Source organism: Chania multitudinisentens RB-25 (assembly GCF_000520015.2).
Lineage (GTDB): Bacteria > Pseudomonadota > Gammaproteobacteria > Enterobacterales > Enterobacteriaceae > Chania > Chania multitudinisentens.
The window spans coordinates 4129798-4153397 of sequence record NZ_CP007044.2; the positions used below are offsets into that span (position 1 = coordinate 4129798).

The window sequence follows — 23600 nt, forward strand, 5'->3', positions numbered from 1 at the left end:
TTCCCTTGATCTTGCCTGTTGCAGCGCCGTTGGCTGCACCTGGAGATCTGTCAGGTATCGTTACTCACGCTGTTTGTGATGTATTTCACCCTGAAGCACTTTACACAAGTACGGTGAATACACAGAGTTTCTGTTTGGTGTTGTTGAAACGCCGGTTATCCTAGGTGATAAAATCAATCGCCAACAAGAAATTTAACAACCCAGTTACACAAAGTTTACCCTGCGTCACATTCACACCATTTTCGGTTGCACTCACCAGACATTAAATGAGTTGCACCTCTCTTTTACCCCTGACTTTATCAGGGAAATCACGTTCCCCTGTACACGGGTATTGATAGCAGCAAGAAACATGCCGTAATTTCATGTTAAAAAATAGATTAAACTCACACTTCGTTAACTGGCCTGATTTAACAAGGTTGCACAAAGTTGCAACATACTGGATATTACCCGAATTAATGACACAACCTATCCACGAACCTACCCCTGCGAGCGGATTTCAAGCCTGCGGGATAGCTTCTAAACACAGGAGTTGGATTGGCATGGGCACTACCACAATGGGCGTAAAGCTTGATGAAGCCACACGCGACCGGATTAAAAGCGCAGCACAGCGTATTGACCGCACGCCACACTGGTTGATCAAGCAGGCTATTTTTAACTATCTTGAGCACCTTGAAAACGGTTCTGATATCCCCGAAATTCCGGCACTGAACACAACCAACCCGGCCGAGGCGGACGACATTATGCCGCAAACGCCTGAAGAGTCCCATCAACCATTCCTGGAATTTGCCGAACAGATCCTGCCCCAGTCCGTTGCCCGAGCGGCGATTACCGCCGCCTACCGCCGCCCGGAAACGGAAGCGGTACCGATGTTACTTGAACAGGCGCGCTTGCCTGCCGATCTGGCACAGGCAACCCATAAGCTGGCATACAGCATTGCTGAAAAACTGCGGAACCAAAAAAGTGCCCACGGTCGCGCCGGAATGGTGCAAGGGCTGTTGCAGGAATTCTCGCTGTCTTCACAGGAAGGCGTGGCCTTGATGTGCCTGGCGGAAGCTCTGCTGCGTATTCCAGACAAACCTACGCGCGATGCATTAATCCGCGACAAAATCAGCAACGGTAACTGGCACTCTCACCTTGGCCGCAGCCCGTCGCTATTTGTTAACGCGGCAACCTGGGGCCTGTTGTTTACCGGTAAACTGGTGTCTACCCACAATGAAGCCAATCTGTCGCACTCGCTGAACCGGATTATCGGAAAAAGTGGCGAGCCGCTGATCCGCAAAGGCGTCGATATGGCCATGCGCCTGATGGGCGAACAGTTTGTCACCGGTGAAACCATCGCCGAAGCGCTGGCCAATGCACGCAAGCTGGAAGATAAAGGCTTCAGTTATTCGTATGACATGCTGGGTGAATCGGCCCTGACCGAAGCCGATGCGCAGGCGTATCTGGTTTCCTACCAGCAGGCGATCCACGCCATCGGTAAAGCCTCCAATGGCCGCGGTATCTATGAAGGCCCGGGTATTTCGATCAAGCTTTCCGCTCTGCACCCGCGCTACAGCCGTGCGCAGTACGATCGCGTCATGAATGAGCTGTACCCGCGCCTGTTATCGCTGACATTACAGGCACGCCAGTATGACATCGGCCTCAATATTGACGCCGAAGAAGCCGATCGCCTGGAGACTTCGCTCGATCTGCTGGAAAAGCTGTGCTTTGAGCCGCAACTGGCTGGCTGGAACGGTATTGGCTTTGTGATCCAGGCTTATCAGAAGCGTTGCCCGTTTGCCATTGATGCCGTTATTGATATGGCCAGCCGTAGCCGCCGCCGCTTGATGATCCGCCTGGTGAAAGGTGCCTATTGGGACAGCGAAATCAAACGAGCTCAGGTAGACGGCCTGGAGGGCTATCCGGTCTATACCCGCAAGGTTTACACCGACGTTTCCTATCTGGCTTGCGCCCGCAAACTGCTGGCGGTGCCGAACCTGATTTATCCGCAGTTTGCTACCCATAACGCCCACACCTTGAGCGCCATTTATCATCTGGCCGGTAACAACTACTATCCGGGGCAATATGAATTCCAGTGTCTGCACGGCATGGGTGAACCGCTGTACGAGCAAGTGGTTGGCAAAGTGGCCGATGGCAAGCTGAATCGCCCTTGCCGTATTTACGCCCCGGTCGGCACGCATGAAACCCTATTGGCCTATTTGGTGCGCCGCCTGCTAGAAAATGGTGCAAACACCTCATTTGTTAACCGTATCGCGGATGCCACACTGCCACTGGATGAACTGGTGGCCGATCCGGTCAGTGCGGTTGAAGCGCTGGCGGCCAACGAAGGCCATATTGGCCTGCCGCACCCGCGCATTCCACTGCCACGCGAACTGTACGGAGACAAACGCGTCAACTCCAGCGGCTTGGATCTCGCCAACGAGCATCGCCTGGCTTCGCTTTCCAGCGCCTTGCTCACCAGCGCCGCGCAGGCATGGCGCGCGGAACCGATTATCGATGCTGCACAGGATCAGGGCGTTGAACAACCGGTAATCAACCCCGCGGAACCCAGCGATATCGTTGGTTATGTACGCGAAGCTACGGAAGGTGAAGTCAGCCGTGCGCTGGATGCCGCTACCGCCGCTGGGCCAATCTGGTTTGCAACTCCACCTTCCGAGCGCGCCGCCATTCTGGATCGCGCCGCCGAGTTGATGGAAAGCCAACTGCAAAGCCTGTTGGGTATTCTGGTGCGAGAAGCGGGCAAAACGTTCAACAATGCCATCGCCGAAGTACGTGAAGCGGTTGATTTCCTGCATTATTACGCGGGCCAGGTGCGTGATGATTTCGCTAACGACAGCCATCGTCCGCTTGGCCCGGTGGTATGTATCAGCCCGTGGAACTTCCCGCTGGCGATCTTCACCGGCCAGGTTGCTGCCGCACTCGCCGCAGGCAACAGCGTGCTGGCCAAACCGGCAGAACAGACGCCGCTGGTTGCCGCCCAGGCGGTACGAATCTTGCTGGAAGCCGGTATTCCCCAAGGCGTTTTACAACTGCTGCCAGGCCAAGGGGAAACCGTAGGTTCGCTCTTGGTCAATGATAGCCGCGTGCGTGGCGTAATGTTCACCGGTTCCACTGACGTAGCCGGAATTCTGCAACGCAACATCGCCGGGCGCTTGGATCCACAGGGCCGCCCCACACCGTTGATTGCCGAAACCGGCGGCATGAACGCCATGATTGTTGACTCTTCGGCTCTGGCTGAACAAGTCGTTACTGATGTTATCGCTTCCGCCTTCGACAGTGCAGGCCAACGCTGTTCTGCTCTGCGCATCTTGTGCATTCAGGAAGACGTGGCGGAACATACGCTGCAAATGCTGCGCGGAGCTATGGCCGAATGCCGCATGGGTAACCCGGAACGCCTGTCTACCGACATTGGCCCGGTTATTGATGCCGAAGCCAAAATGGGAATTGAGCGCCATATTCAAGCCATGCGCGCCAAAGGGCGCAAAGTTTATCAGGCCGCCAACAGCAACGTTGAGGATGAAAAAGAGTGGGCACGCGGTACTTTCGTCAAGCCAACCTTGATCGAACTGGACAGCTTCGATGAGCTGCAAAAAGAGATCTTTGGCCCGGTACTGCACGTGGTGCGCTATCAGCGTGCCAATCTGGGCACCCTGGTTGAGCAAATCAACGCGGCGGGTTATGGCCTGACGCTGGGTATTCATACCCGTATTGATGAAACCATCACCCGCGTGACCAGCAGCGCCAAGGTTGGCAACCTGTACGTCAACCGTAATATGGTTGGTGCCGTGGTGGGTGTACAGCCGTTCGGTGGTGAAGGTCTGTCCGGTACTGGCCCGAAAGCCGGTGGCCCGCTCTATCTGTACCGCCTGCTGGCCAGCCGCCCAATGGACGCGGTGCAACGCACCCTAAGCCGCCAAGATAGCGAACGCCCACTGGAAGCCACCGCCCGCCCTACTCTGCTAGCCCCACATCTGGCGTTAGAACAGTGGGCGATTGCCGCCAACCAACGCGAACTGGCAGCCTTAGCACAGCAATATGCTGAACTCGGCCAAGGTGGCACCGTGCGGCCCCTGCCAGGCCCGACCGGGGAACGCAACACTTATACCCTGCTGCCACGCGAGCGTGTGCTATGCCTGGCGGATAACGATGCCGATGCTTTAATCCAGTTGGCTGCCGTGCTGGCCGTTGGCAGCCAGGTGCTATGGCCGGAGGCCAAACTGCAACGCTCGTTGTTCCAACGCTTACCCGCTACCGTGCAGGAGTGCATCAGTTTCAGCAAAGACTGGCAACAGGATAACGTGGAATTTGATGCCGTTATCTACCACGGTGATGCCGATCAGTTGCGCGCTCTGTGCGAGCAGGTTGCCCAACGCAGTGGGGCCATTGTCTCAGTGCAAGGCTTTACCCATGGCGAAACCAATATCCTGCTGGAACGCCTGCTGGTCGAACGCTCATTAAGCATCAATACCGCCGCCGCCGGGGGCAACGCCAGCCTGATGACTATTGGTTAGGCATTACAAATTAAGGGGATTGATTAAATATCAGGATGTGTGAATAAAAATCCCCGGTAGCTTGATAAATCAGGTTACTGGGGATTTCCTCTTTACTGGCGCAAAAACGCGGGGGATATATGCTAACGCATTTGGGCATAACAAAGTCAACCCACCGTTAATTTCAAGTATGATGTCATTTTTAACTATTAGAAAGTTAACACCATGGCATAACTGTGGCGCTAAATTTATTTATATTCTTTGCCTTATAAATCATCAAGGTATTGCTCATCCTTGACATGTAATAGCTAGATTTATCTTAACTATTTTTATTCTTTCAATCGTTATCAGCATCTTGAAAGATATTGGATATATCTGAAAAATATCCATCCAACCAGGCAATAAAAATATCATTTTATTTGAATCAAATTACCATTTTAGAAAAAATTCCTTTCTGCTAGAATGCGCGCCGTGCAATTACTACGCTCACAAAAGATATAATCATACTTAACCTAAATATATTTATACAAAATATCCTTTTTGTAATTATACATTAAGGTTATTTCTCAGATTAATCGCCCTAGAGAGATTCCATTGCGATGAAAAAACCACTCATTATCTGTTCTATTATTCTAACCAGCCTGTTAACGGGTTGTGCTTCGGAATCATCTCGTTCGCTTGAGGTGCCCAAAGTCGCTTCCTACAATACGGCTTATCAAGGTGTTCGCAGCTCGATCGCCGTCGGTAAATTTGATAACCGCTCCAACTATATGAACGGCATTTTTTCCGACGGCGTTGACCGCCTGGGTAACCAGTCAAAAACCATCTTAATCACCCACCTACAACAAACTGGCCGTTTCAACGTATTGGATCGCACCAATATGGATGAATTAAAAACTGAAGCAGGCATCAAAGGCCAACAACAAACGCTGAAAGGTGCAAACTATGTGATCACTGGCGATGTCACCGAGTTCGGCCGTAAAGAAGTGGGCGATCAGCAACTGTGGGGCATTCTGGGGCGCGGGAAATCGCAGGTCGCTTATGCCAAAGTCAATCTCAACGTGGTTAACGTGCAAACCTCTGAAGTGGTTTACTCCAGCCAAGGCGCGGGTGAATACGCCCTGTCGAACCGTGAAATCATCGGTTTTGGCGGTACTGCGAGTTACGACTCCACCTTGAACGGTAAAGTGCTGGACTTGGCAGTGCGCGAAGCGGTTAACAATCTGGTTGCAGGTATTGAAAGCGGTGCATGGCGCCCAGCCAACTAACGGATTATGAACAAAATCATGATGATTACTAAAAAAATCAGCGGGTTGCTGCTGGCAGCAACCTTGCTGGGGGGTTGCGTTGCGCCCCAAAAAACTCTCTACAGTTGGGATGGTTATCAGACGACGGTATACCAGCATTATCAACCTGGATCTTCCAGCCCGGAACAGCAGATCGCTGCGCTAAAAGAGAGCATTGAAAAATCCCGCGCCAAGGATAAAGCCGTGCCGCCAGGGTTACATGCCCACCTTGGTATGCTGTATGCCAACACCGGGCGGGCCGATCAGGCACTGGCGGAATTCAATACCGAAAAATCACTGTTCCCGGAATCAGCGCCGTTTATGGATTTCCTGATGAGCAAAGATAAAGGGAGTTTTAAATGAAACGTGTTCTAGGTCTTTTGGGTGCCGCACTCGTGCTGCTGCTGACGGGCTGTGCCAAGAAAGCCCCTTATGATTACGCCGCTTTCCACGCCAGCAAGCCAAAATCGATCCTGGTTTTGCCGCCCACCAGCCAATCTCCTGATATCAAAGCCAGCCACAGCGTGCTTTCTACCACCACGTTGCCGCTGGCAGAAGCCGGTTACTACGTCCTGCCCGTCGCCGTGGTGGAAGAAACATTCCAGCAGAATGGGTTGACCAACGCCAACGATATCCGTGCAGTCGCCCCTCAAAAGCTGTACCAGATTTTCGGCGCTGACGCTGTGTTGTACCTGGATGTCACTCAATACGGCACCAGCTATCTTGTGCTCAACAGCGAAACCCGTGTGGCTGTTAATGCCAAGCTGGTTGATCTGCGTACAGGTAAACAATTGTGGGCTGGCAACGCCACGGCTTCCAGTAACGAGAACAACAACTCTAGCGGCGGTTTACTGGGCATGCTAATTAGTGCGGCCATCACACAAATCGTGGATACCATCAGCGACAAAGGGTTCGATATTGGCGCTATTACCAATACGCGCCTGCTTTCCGCTGGGCAAGACGGGGGAATCCTTTACGGCCCGCGTTCGCCACAATACGCCAATCAGCGCTAATCAAAAGTCAGGCAGCCCTATGCAGGGTTGCCTTATCTAAACCGCAGTGATCCCTGCCCACTGGCTCATAAAAATGTCCACCAGCCCGGAAAGTTCGTCTCGATTTGCGCCATTACGCGCCTGCACCGACATTCCCTGAATAACGTTCACGATATATTTCCCTAGTAGCACACAATTCGTGTTATCTGGCAGCTCCCCTTTACCAACACGGCATTCGAGGCACTCAACCACCTTTTTTTCAGCGGAATTTCGCTGCTGGCTGAGCTGCTGGAATAATGCATCATCTGCGGCAGACATGCCAAAAGTGGCTGCCACCATAAAACAGCCGGGCGGCATCTCGGCGTCAGTGAACCATTCAACGCTTGCACGCAGCAGTTGCTCAATCACTTGCGGCAGCGGCAGTTCGTCTTGCTCAAGAATCGCATCCCTGGCTTGGCCATAAGTAGCCAGATACTTTTCTATCGCCGCGCAGAATAATCCCTCTTTGCTGCCAAACTCTGCGTACAGCGAAGAAGGTTTGGTTCCCGTGCCTTCAATCAATTCAGACATTGATGTAGGTTCATAGCCAAAACGCCAGAACAGGCTCATAGCCTTTTCCAGCACGCTATCGCGGTCAAATTTTTTCGGCCTGCCGCGCACAATGGTCCCTTTTAGATTTTTACTCATATCCATGATTCCTGAACTCTTTATAGAACGACCATTATAAAGTCTCCCTTTGAGAAGAAAGGCTATTTTAAATTAAAATAATGATCATTACAAAAAATATTGTACAAACCTGACTCTTCGTGTAAGTTTTAAATAACAATCGTTACCAAAATAAAAAGTAACACATCTTGTTGTTTTAAAATAAAAAGGATATCTCACATGAAAAACATCACCGTAAACCTGAGCCTTGCTGCCGGCCTGTTTTCAGCCTCGGCTTTGGCTACGCTGCCACAACCACCAAATGTGTACCGCGTGGGTAACATGACGGTTTCCACGCTGGCCGAGGTTGAAAAAGGCATTGCGGAACGAGCAAAAGCGAAAAATGCCAGTTACTACAGAATTATTTCTGTCTCTGGCAATAACAAACTTCATGCCAGCACGGTGATTTATCGCTGATTAATTGTAATGTGAGGAATGGAATCATGAGACTACAAGCCTTATTAGGCATTGATATACCGGTAATTCAAGCTTCTATGGTGTGGCTAAACTCGGCTGAGCTTGCAGCCGCAGTATCCAACGCTGGGGGATTAGGCGTATTAGGCCCGAATGCCGGGCGAAAAGTAGCCAATGGGGATATCGCTAAAACCGCAGAGGATTTTCGGCAGGAAATCATAAAAACCCGCGCATTAACGGATAAACCCTTTGCGGTTAATTACCTATTGCCCATTGAAGGCGTTGAGATCAGCTTTAAATATGCAGAGCCGTTGCTGGAAGTGATCCTACAGGAGAATATTAATATCGTTATTACCAGTGGCAAAGATATCACTAAAGGTGAGAAGTACATTCGCAGGCTAAAAGACGCAGGGGTTATCGTGATTCATCGCGAGATTTCACCCACGGTTGAAAACTCGATACTGGCAGAAAAAATGGGGATAGACGCAATTATCATCACCGGGCACGAGGCCGGAGGGCACCTGAGCGAACACCGCATCAGTACCCTGGCTCTGCTGCCTCAGGTCACCGATGCAGTCAAGATCCCGGTGATTGCCGCAGGCGGTATCTATAACCAGAAAACGGCGAAGGCCGCCACCGCCATGGGCGCTGCGGGAGTCTATGTAGGCACCCGCTTTATCACCACGTTTGAATCGCCAGCCAGCCTCAACACCAAACAGGCGATCGTTAACGTTTTGTCTGAGGATCTGGTTGAGATTAATACCCCGGCAGGCGATGTACGGGTCATCGTTACCGAAAGCATCCGCGCTGGGCGTGGAAGCAGTGAAATCGGTATCATCAAAACAGGCATGCTGGACGGCGATCACCAGCACGGCGTGATCACCGTTTCTGAATCAGCGGGAGGTATTGAAAAGATCAGCAGCGCAAAAGACGTAGTTTGTGAGCTTTCTTACGCCTTTAATTAGCAGTAAAGCGCCCCCAACCATTTAAGGAAGGGGGCGCGTGATTCCCATCGTTCCGAACTGCCTCGCAGCCTTTTCTCGCTGGCTACTGATTGAGAAACTTATCCAGAAACTGCTTGGTGCGCTGATGCTGTGGGTTGGCGAACAAGGCTTTCGCTGGCCCCTGCTCAACAATGCGGCCGTGATCCATAAAAATGGCGCGATCGGCAACGTCACGGGCAAAGCTCATTTCATGCGTCACAATCACCATGGTGCGCTTTTCTTCCGCCAGTGCACGGATAGTATTCAGCACTTCGCCCACCAGTTCAGGATCGAGCGCAGAAGTCGGCTCATCAAACAGAATCACTTCCGGCTGCATGGCCAACGCCCGCGCAATGGCAACGCGTTGCTGCTGACCACCGGAAAGGCGCTTGGGATAAGCCTGCTCTTTACCACTCAACCCCACCTTCGCCAATAACAGACGCGCGCGTTCCTCTGCGCTGGCTTTGGCTTCCCCTTTCACGATTACCGGCCCTTCAATGATGTTTTCCAGCACTGAACGGTGCGGAAATAAATTGAAGCTCTGAAAGACAAACCCCACCTGTTGACGCAAAGCACGTACCTGATGCTTTTGCTTGCTCAACGGGCGAGCACCGTCAATCTGGATTTCCCCCACGCGAATAGTGCCTGAATCCGGCACTTCCAGCAGATTGATGCTGCGCAGCAGAGTGGTTTTGCCAGAACCACTCGGCCCGATAATCGCCACAACTTCACCGGAGTTCACTTCAAGATCGATACCATGCAGGACAGTCTGCCCTTTAAACTGTTTGACCAACTGTTTTACTTCAATGGCACTCATCGGTTACTCCTGATCCTGACGATTAACATGCGCTTCCAGGCGGTTTTGCAGCGCAGACAGCAGGGTTGCCATCACCCAGTAAATCAGCGATGCCGCCAGGTACATAGCGAATACCTCAAGCGTGCGTGAGGTGATCAACTGCGCCTGCCGGAACAGCTCCGGCACCTGAATCGTCGCAGCCAGCGAAGTATCTTTAACCAGCCCAATGAAACTGTTACCCAGCGGCGGCAACGCGGTGCGTGCTGCCTGCGGCAGGATCACCCGGCGCATCGTCTGCCACGGCGTCATGCCTATGCTGGCGGCAGCTTCCCACTGCCCTTTGTCGATGGATGAGATCGCCGCACGCAGCGTTTCCGACGTGTAGGCCGCCGTATTCAGCGAGAGGCCAATCAGCGCCGCCGGGAATGGGTCCAGCTCAATGCCAAACTGCGGCAGACCGTAATAGATCATAAACAGTTGAGCGATCAGCGGAGTACCGCGAAACAGCGAGACATAGATGCGCGACAGCCATGACACCGGCCAGAACGGCGAAAGGCGCATCAGCGCCAGCACAAAACCGAGGATTAAGCCAAGAATCATCCCCCCCAGGCTGAGCTGGAGAGTCAGTAAGGCACCTTTTAATAAAAATGGCGCTGAATCCAGCGCCAGTTGAATACTCTCATGCATTATTTAGTTACGTCCGCACCAAACCATTTTTCAGAGATCTTCGCCAACGTCCCGTCCTTTTGCATATCCGCAATCGCCTGGTTGATCGCAGCCAACAACTCCGGGTTGTTTTTACGCACTGCAACACCGGCCTCCTGGCGAGAGAATGCTGAACCCGTAACGGCCAGCGTATCACTGGTTTTCTTGATCAGATCCAGCGCAGCCAGGCGATCGACCAGAATCGCATCAATACGGCCTACGCGCAGATCCTGGTATTTGGTTGGGTCATCATCATAGGTACGGATGTCAACGCCAGGCACATTCTCACGCAGCCATTGCTCGTAGTTACTTCCTAAGCCAACCCCGACTTTCTTGCCTTTCAGATCATCGGCCTGAGTGATTTTGCCTTCGTTACCCTTTTTCACCAGTGCCTGAATACCAGAAACCGTATACGGGGTAGAGAAATCGTATTTTTTCTTGCGTTCATCGGAGATGGTGACCTGATTAATCACCACATCAATACGTTTGGATTCCAACGACGCCAACATGCCGTCCCATTTGGTCGGGTTCAGTTTGGCTTTAACGCCTAACCGTTCCGCCAATGCGTTGGCAAAATCCACTTCAAAACCGGTCAGTTTGCCGTCTTCACCCTGAAAACTGAATGGCGGATAAGTGCCTTCCAGCCCCACTATCAGCGTACCGCGATATTTGACCTGATCGAGCAGATTATCAGCCGCATAGCTGTTAACGTTCAGCCCTGTAGCGAGCGCAACCGCCATCACGCCCAGTAGCCATTGGCGACGAATTTTAGAAAAAACCATAGACACCCCATCTGTTGTTTATCTTTTTTGATTTCAATACTTTATCAGTCATAATCACCTGATAAAGGAATATAAATTAATAAATATAGTTCAAAATGGAATATATCAGCATCCTACTTAAACAAGATATATACCCTACGGGGTATACATGAATCACACCTGTGGGTGATAAGCAAACAGCGCTGGCGCACCGCCGGTGTGAACAAACAGGATCGGCCCTTCATCACGGAAGCGGCGCTGAGCGATACCGTCGATCAGGCCCGCCATGGCTTTGCCGGTATAAACCGGGTCCAACAGAATGCCTTCCTGCTGCGCCAGCAGATGCACTGCCGCCATTCCCTCCTCGTTTGGCATACCGTATTGCGGCGCGAAATAATCGTCCCACAAGCCGATCGGGGCCACGGTTTCAATATCCAGCAACCCCGCCAAGGCTTGTTGAATTTGCTCTACCTTGGGTAATTGATCGATAACCTGGCGCGAAACCGTCACGCCAATCAGTTCGCTTTCCGGCAGCAACTGCTGCAACCCCACCGCCAAACCGGCATGGGTTCCTGCACTGCCAGAAGCTACGACAATCGAACTGAACGCGACCCCAGCGCTTTGTGCAGCAATTTCCAGCGCACACTGCACATAACCCAAGGCTCCCAGTGCGTTCGATCCTCCAACCGGCACCACATAAGGGCGGAATCCTTGCGCTTCCAGGCGTGCGGCTAAATCCGTCAACTGTGTCTGCGGGTCGTGCAACGCATCGCACATCACCACCTCTACGTTGAACAGATCGAGCAATAGACGGTTGCCGTTGGTGAGGTAGTTTTCCGCTTTGGTATCGATAGGGTTTTCCAGCAATGCCACGCAATGCAGGCCCAGCTTAGCCGCCACCGCCGCCGTCTGGCGCACATGGTTGGACTGAATAGCCCCCGCAGTGACCAGCGTATCAGCGCCTTGGCGCAGCGCATCCGCAGCGAGAAACTCCAATTTTCTCAGTTTGTTTCCCCCCAGCGCCATCGGCGTAACATCGTCTCGTTTGATATAGATTTCACGGCCGAGATAATCAGAGAGGCGAGATAACTTTTCTAGCGGTGTGGCAGAACCGACAAAATCCAGGCGCGGGAATTGCGCCAGTTGCTGTTGCAGATTCACAACGTCCCCCAAGGAATAAAATAATGGTATCGAAACCATAGATTTATCAGATGTGCCCTGAATAATCACTCTTTATTCGTGCCGAGGGAAAGCCTGCCACTCACTGGGATAGGGAGCTACTACGCGGTGTGATGCCGCAGCCATTACCAGTCAGGGCCAGCAGCACCACGTGTAGAACCAAATATCGCTGGTTAACTCTTTTGCCAGGCCAGATACTGCTCGTATTTGCGCAGCGCAATACGATAGTTACTGTGCAGAGTTGACGATAAATCATCAATCGTGCGCTGAGCGTTGCCGCCATTGGCAAATGTGTCGGCAGGATAGTTATGCGCCACCAGCATTTCGTCCAACCGACGCAGGCGCACCACATATTCGCGGATCGTGCTATGGCTCATTTCAGTCTGCCCAAACAGATACTGTTTGAACGCCATGATATCGAAATAGCTGGGGTTGCTATTGTAGGCAATCTCACTGCAAAAACGGCACAGTGCGACCAGTTCATTTTGCACATTGAGCCAGACGTCATCGTCAATCGGTTGATCCATACGGGCGATAGCTTCCTTGTTGATGACCTTCCCGCGAAACACCAACGCCATGCGATCAAGCAATTTACCGCACTGAAAACAGTGGGTCTGGCTGTGTTTATAGTCTTTCAGGTAGCGGCTGAGTGGCCGTTTCTTCAACAATAGTCCAGGCATATCAGTTATCCGTTTGTTACACAGTAAGAAAGGCTGGGACGATAGGCGCCATCAACGTCAAACATCACTGGCCAGGCGCCCTCGCAGGCGTTTGATCGCCTGGCTGTGCAACTGACTGACGCGTGATTCGCCCACCTCGAGCACTGCACCAATCTCCTTCAGGTTCAACTCTTCCTGGTAATACAACGTCAACACCATTTTTTCGCGTTCTGGTAACGCTTCAATGGCCTCAATGACTCTCTGGCGCAGGTTACCTTCCAACAACTGGTGCAGAGGATTGGCTGCTTCATGCCCCTCCTGCACCATCTCTGCACTGTCACCATGTTCTTCGCGCCATTCATCGTAGGAAAATAACTGGCTGTTGTTGGTATCCAGCAGGATCTGACGATATTCATCGAGAGAAACATCCAACGCCTTCGCGACTTCCACCTCACTGGCCGGGCGGCTCAACTGTTGTTCCAACTGCTGTATCGCCTTTGCCACTGCACGGGCATTACGGCGCACGCTGCGTGACACCCAGTCGCGGCTACGCAATTCATCGAGCATGGCTCCCCGAATGCGCTGTATCGCATAGGTTGTAAAAGCGGCTCCCTGTAAAACGTCATAGCGTTCTACTGCGTTCAATAAGCCTATTCCTCCGGCCTGCAACAGATCGTCAAGCTCCACGTTGGCAGGCAGCCTGACTTGCAGGCGTAACGCCTCGTGGCGCACTAACGGAACATAGCGCTGCCAGAGAAAATTCTTGTCCATGACGCCATCGGCGGTATAGAGATCGCTCACTGTGTCTAAACCCTACGGAGAAGAGAGTCATTGCTATTATCCGTAGAGAGTGAGATACCAATCGGCAGAATAACCATATAAAACAGACGTTATTTTCATCATGCCTTTTCCGCCCCTGCCTCAATATATAAGGGGCGGCTGATTCGCGATGCTGGATTAACGCAGTAAGCTCATCACATTCTGAGTTGACTGGTTCGCCTGTGCCAGCACCGAAGTCCCTGCTTGTTGCAGGATGTTGGCGCGGCTCATATTGGAGACTTCGGTCGCATAATCCGCATCCTGAATACGCGACTGAGAAGCAGAAAGGTTGTTGACGGTGCTGTTCAGGTTGTTGATAACCGAATCGAAACGGTTCTGTACCGCACCCAGAGAAGAACGCAGTGAATCCACCTGCGACAGCGCTTTATCTAACGTTGCCAGTGGATCGGCTGTTTTAGGTTCGGTTGACTGCTGCGCACCTTTGGTGACTTTGCCGGCAGCATCGACAGAGGCTTTAAAGTAAGCATCGTTACCTGCTGCATCTTTACCTTTAACAACGTAGCCCGCTTTACCCGCAGCATCGGTATAGCTATGCAATGCATCAGTGCCAGTCAAACCGCTAACGTTAGTCGTCCCTACTTTTACCTGGGCTTCCTCGGCCAAACCAGCAGGTTTATTGGTGACCACGTTAGCCCCCACGCTTGAATCAAACGTAAATTCACCATCGGCATCAAGACTCCCTTTCACCCACTCGGCAGCACCTGTCTGGACATAGTAATCGCTGCCCGCCTTATATAACTTTCCATCAACTGAAGTTTTCGCTGGGCTGCCCGTATCTGCCGCAATGGTTGGAGCCCCCATCTTATCGATGCTCGCCAGGGAGGTAGCCCCTACTTTGCTGATATCAACACCATCGGCCACGCTGAATTTCTCCAGGCCCAGCGTTTGGGCATTGATATTTTTCAGATCGATATCAATGGTTTCACCATCATTGGCCCCCACCTGAATCGTCAATTTCTGATCGCCGCTCAATACTTTCACGCCGTTAAAATCGGTCTGCTGGGAAATACGATTGATTTCATTCAGACGTTGAGAAATCTCATCTTGAATAGACTGTAAATCGCTGGAAGAATTAGAACCGTTTTGCGCTTGCACCGTCAAACGACGGATATTCTGCAAGTTGTCATTAACTTCATTCAGCGCCCCTTCGGTGGTTTGCGCCAGAGAGATGCCGTCGTTGGCGTTACGGGAAGCCTGGCTCAGGCCTTTGATATTTGCAGTGAAACGGTTTGAGATCGCCTGACCTGCGGCGTCATCCTTCGCACTGTTGATACGCAGGCCCGAAGACAGGCGCTCAATTGCAGTCCCTAACGCAGACTGGGATTTATTCAGGTTATTTTGCGCCATCAGCGACAGACTGTTGGTATTAATGACTTGTGCCATAGTATGCTTTCCTTACAAATCAGTTGCGATATACCCGTCGCCTTTCAAGTTGCAGCCTTGTTGCCTAATGACAACTTGAGATTCATTGGGTAAATTCTCATTCGCAATTAAAGGGTTCGGGCTTATTTACCCACGGCGTTAGCCACCGTCCCCTCTGATATCGGCTCCCTCTCGGCAACCTTTAACATTTTTTTATTTTTCATCCGTGGCACGAATAACGCTATTTTCTCTCCTCTATTACGCCATCTGCTTTTTATTTTTTCCGTAAACTTTTCTATTACTGAACCGATAACGTCAAAAGCAGATTTATTATTAACTCTGGGAGCATCACGAATGGCATCGATTAGTTCATTAGGTATCGGCTCCGGGCTAGACCTCAATGGTTTGCTGGAGCAGATGAGCAAAGCAGAACAACAGCGTTTGATGCCATACACCACCCAACAAACCAGCTCTAACGCTAAATTGACCGCATACGGTACGTTGAAAGGCGCATTGGAAAAATTTGACAACCTCAGTAAAGAGCTGGCCAATGCTGATTTTTTTAATAACACCACTGCCAGCCAGCATAGCCAATTCAACATCACAACCAATACCCGATCGGTAGCGGGTAGCTATAGCATTGATGTACGCCAATTAGCCCAATCCCCCATTCTGACCTCAACGGCCACTATCGCCGCTCAAACCGCTAAATTAGGTAGCGACGGAGCAATTAATCGATCAATTTCTATCACCGCGGGCGTTCCCCCCAAAGAAGTTAAAATCTCACTTCATGATGAACAAACTTCGCTGGTAGAAATGCGTGATGCCATAAATCGCGCCAACGCCGGGGTTAACGCCACCATTATGCGCGTGGGGGATAACGCCTACGCATTAGCGCTCAATTCATCTACTTCCGGCGAAAATAGCCAGATCGCTATCCAGGTGAACAACGACGATAAGTTGGGTGAGCTATTCAATTATGATCCAGCCAAAGGCGCTGCTAACCCGATGTTTGCATCCAGCAAGGGGCAAGATGCGAAAATCCAGATCAATGGCATCGAAATTACCCGCAGTACCAACTCAATCACCGATGCCTTGCAAGGGGTCACGATCAATCTGATATCCACGACTAAGCCATCAGAGCCACAAAACCTGATTATCAACACTGATAAACAGGGTTCCGCAGATAAAATCAAGCAATGGGTGGATAGCTATAACTCACTGTTAGATATTTCCAATTCTTTGACCAAATATACCCCGGTCAAAAGTGGTGAAAGTCAAAATAGCAAAAATGGTGCTTTGCTCGGTGATTACACGCTGCGCGGCCTTCAGTCGTCAATTAAAAGTATTCTCAGCACCGCTCAGGATAACCCTGAACTGAAAGGCTTAGGTAATCTCGGCATCTCCACAAACAGCAAAACAGGAAAATTAGAAATCAATAACGAAAAATTAAAAAAAGCAATTGATGAAAAACCGCAGCAAATAACAAACTTTTTTGTTGGCAACGGTAAAAACACCGGTATGGCAACCGAAATCCATAATGAAATACAGGAATACATTAAAGCGGAAGGGATCCTTGAAAAGACAACCAAAAGTATCGATAAGGATCTTGAACGTCTGACTACCCAGATCGCCCGCGTGTCTGAAAGTATTCAAAACACTATTGATCGTTATAAACAGCAATTTGTGCAACTGGATAACATGATGTCAAAACTGAACGGCACCAGTGCTTATTTAACCCAACAGTTTTCATCTAAAAAACCCTAACTTTTAAGCCGGGAACAACCATGTATAACCATAATAGAACTCAAGTTTACACCCAAATCAGTATTGAAAGTGGCGTCATGGGGGCCAGCCCGCACCAGTTAATCACCCTGCTATTTGATGGAGCTCTCAACGCTCTGCTGCGTGCGCGAATACTGATGAACCAGGGGAACATCGCAGGCAAAGGCGAGGCCATTTCAAAAGCGATCAATATTATTGATAATGGCCTGAAGAATGGGCTCAATCATGCACAAGGGGGTGAAATAGCCGATAACCTGGCAGCACTCTATGACTATATGAAACGCCGCCTGATGCAGGGTAATCTGCATAACGATATGGCAGCCATTGATGAAGTGATCAAATTGCTGGAGAGTATTGCTGACGCCTGGCGCCAGATTGGCCAAACCTATCAACCCTCTAAGGAGGTAGTGTAATGAAACCACCGCTGTTAGCTACCTATCAACAAATTTACAATCTGAGTAACCAAATGATTATGCTGGCGCAATCCAGGCAATGGGATGCTTTGGTTGAGCTGGAAATAACCTACATTAAAGCGGTGGAGAAAACGGCCGGTTCTATAGGAATTGCCGGTTCATCAATGACATTACAGAAGATTCAGCGTAATAAACTCCAGCAAATTATCAATAACGAAACAGAACTGAAGCGATTATTACAATTACGCCTGGATGAATTGAAATCATTAATTACCCAATCCTCTCAACAAAAAGAAGTTAATAATGCTTATGGTCAGACAACATTATTACATCAGCCGCAGCTGAGATAAAAAATTTAAATTTACCGACAAAATCAAATAGCAATGCAGAAGCATACCCGCATTATCGTTCATCTTTTAAAACTGACAGAGGCTAATCAATGCGTTGAACAGACTGGCGAGTTACCCATGTGTAAAGACCGTAAGTGTTTGTTTTTTTTGTTCATTGCCCCTAACATACTTTCTATGTATGGAAAAAAGTAAATTTATTTATAAAATTAATGAATAACAAGATAAATCTCAAAAGTGAAAAAAATTAAATCTATTTCAGATCATGGTATTGACAATCATGCCGATTAAAATAATCATTAGATTTATTTACCAATCTCATGGAAGAATAAGAAAATGGAGTTTTTAGTGATGTCCCTAATGGCTTTATGTATCTTTTCCTTTAAAAAGCATTCAAACATCGTTGATGCAAAAAGAATTGGTACTTCACGCCGGAGGCACAAATACCGTCGGCGTTCAAAAGGCAAGCTATCTTTAATATATTAGTCAGCATACGGATGATCGGTGGTATGTAGATACGGTCTTTATAAATAAAGATAACTCTCTTCATCCCGAATACTCCATCTGAACATTCAGGTATTCACACCGCCATATTCATCACCTCCTGATAAGCCGCAACCAGCTTATTACGCACCTGCACGCCTAACTGCAATGAAATCGACGATTTTTGCAAATCGACCATCACATCGTTGAGGTTGATACCTGCTACATTCAAGGCAAAATCCTGCGCCTGTTTGCGGGCAGCCTGTTGAGCATGGCTGATTTTATTGACAGCCACCTGTAATTCGCTGGCAAAGCTTGCGCCCTGCGCTGGATTAGCTTGCCCCAGGCTGCCCGCCTGTAGCGCCGTGGCCTGCAATTGCTGCAAAACCCCTTCGATGCTTTGAATTGCCATGCTGACCTCGATACGGTGTTTCCGGCGTGCGTGATTTACCGGTATTTCTCTACTCAAGCTCCCAGCCTAACACAGCATTTCACGGCCAAAGCGGCCAATTACCTGTAAAAAACCCGGTTTATTGAGCCATCAAAATTGACCTTAAAAGCCAATAATGGCCTATCTAGCCATGAAAGCACCTGTGAATACCTGAATCAGGGGGCCTGCTTTGCCAGCCTACAACGCCAACTTGACGAAAAAACTGCCGGGCGCTGTCTCGTCATGGATTGTGGGGCATACCCCAGCATGAATGCCTCAACAGCCACAGGGGAAAATCACGCTAACGGCCTTCAGGCTCAGTGGAACCGCCTGCGCGCCAGCCGCAAAATCCCACTGCTGATTGCCACATCCGCTGCTATCGCCATCGTGGTCGCCTTGCTGCTGTGGGCAAAAAGCCCAGATTACCGTGTGCTGTACAGTAACCTTAACGATCGCGATGGCGGCGCTATCGTCACGCAGTTAACCCAGATGAATATTCCCTATCGCTTCACCGAAAACGGTTCTGCGCTGATGATCCCGGCGGAAAATGTGCATGAAACCCGCCTGCGCCTGGCACAGCAAGGGCTACCGAAAGGCGGAGCCATAGGTTTCGAATTACTCGACCAAGAAAAGTTTGGTATCAGCCAGTTCAGTGAACAGATCAACTACCAGCGGGCGCTGGAAGGCGAACTGTCACGCACTATCGAATCTCTGGGGCCAGTGCAACGTGCCCGCGTGCATCTGGCGCTGCCAAAACCGTCGCTGTTCGTCCGTGAACAACAGGCTCCTTCCGCTTCCGTTACCTTGACCTTGCAAGCTGGCCGCGTTCTGGATGATGGCCAGATCAATGCCATCGTTTATATGGTTGCCAGCAGCGTCGCGGGTTTGCCCCCTGGCAATGTTACCGTCGTCGATCAGGCTGGCCGCCTGTTAACCCAGTCCGATGGCACTGGCCGCGATCTCAACGCCGCTCAGTTGAAATATGCCGACGAGGTAGAAAACCGCTACCAGCAACGTATTGAAACCATTTTGGCTCCGCTTGTCGGCAGTGCTAATGTGCGCGCCCAGGTTACCGCCCAGATTGACTTTGCCACCCGCGAACAAACTGATGAACAATATCAACCGAATCAGGCTCCCGAACAATCGGCGGTACGCTCAAGGCAGTCCAGCCAGAGTGAACAGATCGGCGGGCAGCCAATCGGCGGGCAGCCAATCGGCGGTGTGCCGGGGGCTCTTTCTAATCAGCCAAGCGCACCGGTCAGCGCGCCAATAGAAACTCCCAAACCGAATAATGCCAATGCCGCCACACCGCCCACGGCACGAGCGGCAAACACCAACAACAGCACGCCGCAAAATACCCGCCGTGATGACACTACCAACTATGAAGTCGATCGCACCATCCGTCATACCCAGCAAAAAGCGGGAGCCGTTGAGCGCCTGTCCGTCGCCGTGGTCGTCAATACCTTGGGAACCGACCAAGAGGGCAAACCGCTGTTGATGAACAAAGAACAGTTGGCGCAGTTGGAGTCGCTGGTACGTGAAGCCATGGGCTACTCCAAAACCCGCGGCGATACCTTGAATGTGGTGAACGCCCCATTCAGCGATATCGCACCGCCCGAGGGTGAATTACCGTTCTGGCAATCAGCGGCAGTGATCCAGCAACTGTTCAATGCAGGCCGTTATCTGCTGGTCTTGCTGGTGGCCTGGCTGCTGTGGCGCAAACTGGTACGCCCGCACTGGCAAAATCGGCTGGTCACACCGAAAACCTCTCATCCCCATAGCAACCACCAGCTAGATGCCAATACGGAAGAGTTGGCACAGCGTAAAAAATCGCAACAACGGGTGAATGCCGAAGTTCGCAGCCAGCAAATGCGCGATCTGGCCGATAAAGACTCGCGCGTGGTCGCGCTGGTGATCCGCCAATGGATGAGTAACGAATCATGAGCCTGAGCGGGACTGAAAAGAGCGCCATCCTGCTGATGACGCTGGGGGAAGATCACGCCGCCGAGGTGTTTAAACACCTCTCCTCCCGTGAGGTGCAACAGTTGAGTGGCACGATGGCCAGCATGCGCCAGGTATCACAAAAACAGCTGAGTGAAATTCTCATTGAGTTTGAAGATGATGCCGAACAGTTTGCTGCCCTGAGCGTCAATACCGGCGACTATCTGCGGTCAGTCTTGGTTAAAGCCCTGGGGGAAGAACGTGCCGCCAGTTTGCTGGAGGATATTCTCGAATCACGTGAAACCACCAGCGGGATGGAAACCCTCAACTTTATGGAACCGCAGAGTGCAGCGGATATGATCCGCGACGAACATCCGCAGATCATCGCCACCATTCTGGTACATCTGAAACGCGGCCAGGCGGCGGATATCCTCGAATTATTCGAAGAACGCCTGCGCAACGACGTGATGTTGCGTATCGCCACCTTTGGCGGCGTGCAACCGGCTGCGCTGGCAGAATTAACCGAAGTGCTGAATAACCGGCTGGATGGTCAAAACCTTAAGCGCAGCAAAATGGGCGGTATCCGTACCGCCGCCGAAATTATCAACCTGATGAAAACCCAGCAGGAGGAAGCCGTTATTGGCGCTATGCGTGAGTACGACGGCGAATTGGCACAAAAAATCATCGATGAGATGTTCCTGTTCGAAAACCTGGTGGAAGTGGACGATCGCAGCATCCAGCGCCTGTTGCAGGAAGTGGAAAGCGAGTCGCTGCTGGTTGCCTTGAAAGGAGCCGAACCCGCACTGCGCGAGAAATTCCTCAAAAACATGTCGCAACGTGCAGCCGATATTCTGCGCGACGACTTGGCCAACCGAGGCCCGGTGCGCATGTCACAAGTGGAGAACGAACAGAAAGCCATTCTGCTTATTGTTCGCCGCTTAGCGGAAACGGGCGAAATGATCGTCGGCGGCAGCGAGGATACCTATGTCTGAACGCCTCAACACCCTCCCCTGGCAACCCTGGTCACCAACAGATCTGGCCTCTCCCACGCCGCAGTTGGCAACAGAGTTACCCGCCACGGTGCCTGTAGCGCAGGATGACGCTGACAGCCGGCAACAACAATTTGACGTGCTGCGCCAGCAGGCGCAGCAGCAGGGTTACGCCGAAGGCCAACAGCAAGGTTATGCCAGTGGTTTCCAGGCCGGATTGGAAGAAGGCCAACAGCAGGGCATGTTGGCTGGCCAGCAGCAGCAGGCGTTGACTGAGCATTGGAAACAGCTAGTCAGCGAGTTCCAGCATACGCTGGACGCCCTCGACAGCGTGATTACCTCACGCCTGATGCAACTGGCCTTGACCGCCGCCAAGCAGGTGATTGGCCAACCGCCAATCTGTGACGGCACCGCCCTGCTTGGCCAGATCCAGCAGTTGATCCAACAGGAACCGATGTTCAGCGGCAAGCCTCAGTTGCGCGTGCATCCACAGGATTACGAGCAAGTGGAACAGCAGTTAGGGAGCACACTCACTCTGCACGGCTGGCGGTTACTGGCTGATGGTCAACTGCACCCTGGCGGCTGCAAAGTCAGCGCAGAAGAAGGCGATCTGGACGCCAGCCTGGCAACGCGTTGGCATGAACTGTGCCGCCTGGCAGCACCGGGAGAACTCTGATGACCGAGCGCCTTGGCCGTTGGCTGCATTCACTGGATACCCTGGAAAAACGCATCAGCCGTACCCCAGCGGTGCGCCGCTATGGCCGCCTAACCCGCGCCACCGGGCTGGTGCTGGAAGCCACCGGGCTACAACTGCCGCTGGGCGCCACCTGCCTGATTGAACGCCATAACGCCGGAAACCTGCAAGAAGTGGAAAGTGAAGTGGTCGGGTTTAATGGTCAGCGGTTATTCCTGATGCCATTGGAGGAGGTAGACGGTATCGTCTCCGGCGCACGCGTCTATGCCCGTATTGCCCCTGAAGGCCAGAGTGCCAGCAAACAGCTTCCTTTGGGTTCAGCTCTGCTTGGCCGGGTGCTGGACGGCAGCGCCAAACCGCTCGACGGCCTGCCTGCGCCAGATACCAACCACCGCGCCCCCTTGTTCACCCCGCCGTTCAACCCATTGCAACGCACCCCCATTGAGCAAGTGCTGGACGTGGGGGTGCGCACCATCAACGGTTTGCTGACCATCGGGCGCGGCCAGCGGATGGGGCTGTTTGCAGGCTCCGGCGTCGGCAAAAGCGTGCTGCTCGGTATGATGGCGCGTTACACCCAGGCTGACGTGATTGTCGTCGGGCTGATCGGTGAACGTGGCCGTGAAGTAAAAGATTTTATCGAAAACATCCTGGGCGATGCAGGCCGTGCCCGTTCGGTGGTGATCGCGGCACCTGCCGATGTCTCACCTTTGCTGCGCATGCAGGGGGCGGCCTACGCCACGCGCATTGCAGAAGACTTCCGCGATCGCGGCCAGCACGTTTTGCTGATTATGGATTCCCTCACCCGCTATGCCATGGCACAACGGGAAATCGCCCTGGCGATTGGTGAACCCCCGGCCACCAAAGGCTATCCCCCTTCCGTATTCGCCAAACTGCCGGTGCTGGTAGAACGCGCCGGTAACGGCATCAGCGGCGGCGGTTCGATCACCGCCTTTTACACCGTGCTGACCGAAGGTGACGACCAGCAAGATCCGATAGCCGATTCCGCTCGCGCCATTCTCGACGGTCATGTGGTGCTGTCGCGCCGCCTGGCGGAGGCCGGTCATTATCCCGCCATTGATATTGAAGCCTCGATCAGCCGCGCCATGACCGCGTTGATTGATGATGAACATTACCGCCGGGTGCGTCATTTCAAGCAGATGCTGGCGAGTTTCCAGCGCAACCGCGATCTGATCAGCGTCGGGGCTTATGCCGCAGGCAGCGATCCGCTGTTGGATAAAGCCATCGCGCTGTACCCACAAATGGAGGCTTATCTGCAACAGGGTATTTTTGAATGCAGCAGCTATCACGATGCCTGTCTGCAATTGCAGCAACTGATCCTGTAACCC

Annotated in this window: 22 protein-coding genes; 13 read left to right on the plus strand and 9 right to left on the minus strand. The window is 51.7% G+C overall.

Annotated features, from left to right (window positions below):
* Nucleotides 1-539 precede the first annotated feature (539 nt).
* From putA to Z042_RS18290, 4 genes are all read left to right on the plus strand, one after another.
* A complete protein-coding gene (gene putA / locus Z042_RS18275) occupies nt 540-4511 on the plus strand; it encodes a trifunctional transcriptional regulator/proline dehydrogenase/L-glutamate gamma-semialdehyde dehydrogenase (RefSeq protein ID WP_024912034.1) in 3972 nt (1323 codons plus the stop codon).
* 578 nt (nt 4512-5089) lie between these two features.
* Nucleotides 5090-5758: a CsgG/HfaB family protein gene (locus tag Z042_RS18280; RefSeq protein WP_024912033.1), complete on the plus strand. Its 669-nt coding sequence runs from the start codon at nt 5090-5092 to the stop codon at nt 5756-5758.
* A gap of 18 nt (nt 5759-5776) precedes the next feature.
* Nucleotides 5777-6139: a DUF4810 domain-containing protein gene (locus Z042_RS18285; protein ID WP_024912032.1), complete on the plus strand. Its 363-nt coding sequence runs from the start codon at nt 5777-5779 to the stop codon at nt 6137-6139.
* Nucleotides 6136-6789 (plus strand): DUF799 domain-containing protein, encoded by a 654-nt coding sequence (locus Z042_RS18290; protein WP_024912031.1) that lies wholly within the window; start codon nt 6136-6138, stop codon nt 6787-6789. The genes Z042_RS18285 and Z042_RS18290 overlap by 4 nt, the downstream gene beginning before the upstream one ends.
* Nucleotides 6790-6825: 36 nt before the next feature.
* On the opposite strand, the gene Z042_RS18295 is transcribed toward Z042_RS18290, so the two are convergent.
* Nucleotides 6826-7455, minus strand: a complete 630-nt coding sequence (locus tag Z042_RS18295; RefSeq protein ID WP_051506695.1) for a TetR/AcrR family transcriptional regulator — start codon at nt 7453-7455, stop codon at nt 6826-6828.
* A 198-nt stretch (nt 7456-7653) separates the two neighbouring features.
* Here Z042_RS18295 and Z042_RS18300 point away from each other — a divergent pair, with 198 nt between their 5' ends.
* Both Z042_RS18300 and Z042_RS18305 read left to right on the plus strand, forming a co-directional pair.
* Nucleotides 7654-7890 carry a YdgH/BhsA/McbA family protein gene (locus Z042_RS18300; protein ID WP_024912029.1) on the plus strand — a complete coding sequence of 79 codons (237 nt, stop codon included), beginning with the start codon at nt 7654-7656 and terminating at the stop codon, nt 7888-7890.
* A gap of 26 nt (nt 7891-7916) precedes the next feature.
* On the plus strand, nt 7917-8852 hold the full coding sequence (locus Z042_RS18305; protein ID WP_037406206.1) for an NAD(P)H-dependent flavin oxidoreductase: 936 nt from the start codon (nt 7917-7919) through the stop codon (nt 8850-8852).
* Nucleotides 8853-8934: 82 nt separating this feature from the next.
* Here the strand turns inward: Z042_RS18305 and tcyN are convergent, their stop codons facing one another.
* The 7 genes from tcyN to Z042_RS18340 form a co-directional block, all read right to left on the minus strand.
* On the minus strand, nt 8935-9687 hold the full coding sequence (gene tcyN, locus Z042_RS18310) for an L-cystine ABC transporter ATP-binding protein TcyN (protein ID WP_024912027.1): 753 nt from the start codon (nt 9685-9687) through the stop codon (nt 8935-8937).
* Between the two features lie 3 nt (nt 9688-9690).
* Nucleotides 9691-10353: a cystine ABC transporter permease gene (tcyL, locus tag Z042_RS18315; RefSeq protein ID WP_024912026.1), complete on the minus strand. Its 663-nt coding sequence runs from the start codon at nt 10351-10353 to the stop codon at nt 9691-9693.
* Nucleotides 10353-11153 carry a cystine ABC transporter substrate-binding protein gene (gene tcyJ, locus Z042_RS18320; protein WP_024912025.1) on the minus strand — a complete coding sequence of 267 codons (801 nt, stop codon included), beginning with the start codon at nt 11151-11153 and terminating at the stop codon, nt 10353-10355. The genes tcyL and tcyJ overlap by 1 nt, the downstream gene beginning before the upstream one ends.
* 153 nt (nt 11154-11306) lie before the next feature.
* Nucleotides 11307-12293, minus strand: coding sequence for a D-cysteine desulfhydrase (locus tag Z042_RS18325; protein ID WP_024912024.1), 987 nt, complete (start codon nt 12291-12293; stop codon nt 11307-11309).
* Between the two features lie 191 nt (nt 12294-12484).
* Nucleotides 12485-12991, minus strand: a complete 507-nt coding sequence (gene fliZ / locus Z042_RS18330; RefSeq protein WP_024912023.1) for a flagella biosynthesis regulatory protein FliZ — start codon at nt 12989-12991, stop codon at nt 12485-12487.
* Between the two features lie 57 nt (nt 12992-13048).
* Entirely contained in the window at nt 13049-13771 is a 723-nt protein-coding gene (locus Z042_RS18335) for an RNA polymerase sigma factor FliA (protein ID WP_024912022.1), read from the minus strand.
* Nucleotides 13772-13927: 156 nt separating this feature from the next.
* The gene (locus Z042_RS18340; protein ID WP_024912021.1) at nt 13928-15193 is read right to left on the minus strand and encodes a flagellin FliC; all 1266 of its coding nucleotides are present in this window, start codon (nt 15191-15193) and stop codon (nt 13928-13930) included.
* Nucleotides 15194-15526: 333 nt separating this feature from the next.
* Between Z042_RS18340 and fliD the strand changes: the two genes are divergently transcribed.
* Genes fliD through fliT form a run of 3 tightly spaced genes read left to right on the plus strand, consistent with a single transcriptional unit; the run spans nt 15527 to nt 17720 of the window.
* A complete protein-coding gene (fliD, locus tag Z042_RS18345) occupies nt 15527-16939 on the plus strand; it encodes a flagellar filament capping protein FliD (protein WP_024912020.1) in 1413 nt (470 codons plus the stop codon).
* 20 nt (nt 16940-16959) lie between these two features.
* Complete coding sequence (gene fliS, locus Z042_RS18350) at nt 16960-17370, plus strand: flagellar export chaperone FliS (RefSeq protein WP_024912019.1); 411 nt, start codon at nt 16960-16962, stop codon at nt 17368-17370.
* A complete protein-coding gene (fliT, locus tag Z042_RS18355; RefSeq protein ID WP_024912018.1) occupies nt 17370-17720 on the plus strand; it encodes a flagella biosynthesis regulatory protein FliT in 351 nt (116 codons plus the stop codon). The genes fliS and fliT overlap by 1 nt, the downstream gene beginning before the upstream one ends.
* Nucleotides 17721-18297: 577 nt before the next feature.
* On the opposite strand, the gene fliE is transcribed toward fliT, so the two are convergent.
* Nucleotides 18298-18612: a flagellar hook-basal body complex protein FliE gene (fliE, locus tag Z042_RS18360; protein WP_024912017.1), complete on the minus strand. Its 315-nt coding sequence runs from the start codon at nt 18610-18612 to the stop codon at nt 18298-18300.
* Nucleotides 18613-18897: 285 nt separating this feature from the next.
* On the opposite strand from fliE, the gene fliF reads away from it, so the two are divergent.
* From fliF to fliI, 4 genes are read left to right on the plus strand one after another with little or no spacing between them, the layout of a single operon-like run.
* Entirely contained in the window at nt 18898-20574 is a 1677-nt protein-coding gene (fliF, locus tag Z042_RS18365) for a flagellar basal-body MS-ring/collar protein FliF (RefSeq protein WP_024912016.1), read from the plus strand.
* Complete coding sequence (fliG, locus tag Z042_RS18370; protein WP_024912015.1) at nt 20568-21563, plus strand: flagellar motor switch protein FliG; 996 nt, start codon at nt 20568-20570, stop codon at nt 21561-21563. The genes fliF and fliG overlap by 7 nt, the downstream gene beginning before the upstream one ends.
* Nucleotides 21556-22236: a flagellar assembly protein FliH gene (gene fliH / locus Z042_RS18375; protein WP_024912014.1), complete on the plus strand. Its 681-nt coding sequence runs from the start codon at nt 21556-21558 to the stop codon at nt 22234-22236. Before fliG ends, fliH begins: the two co-directional genes overlap by 8 nt.
* Complete coding sequence (gene fliI / locus Z042_RS18380) at nt 22236-23597, plus strand: flagellar protein export ATPase FliI (RefSeq protein WP_024912013.1); 1362 nt, start codon at nt 22236-22238, stop codon at nt 23595-23597. The genes fliH and fliI overlap by 1 nt, the downstream gene beginning before the upstream one ends.
* Nucleotides 23598-23600: the final 3 nt, after the last annotated feature.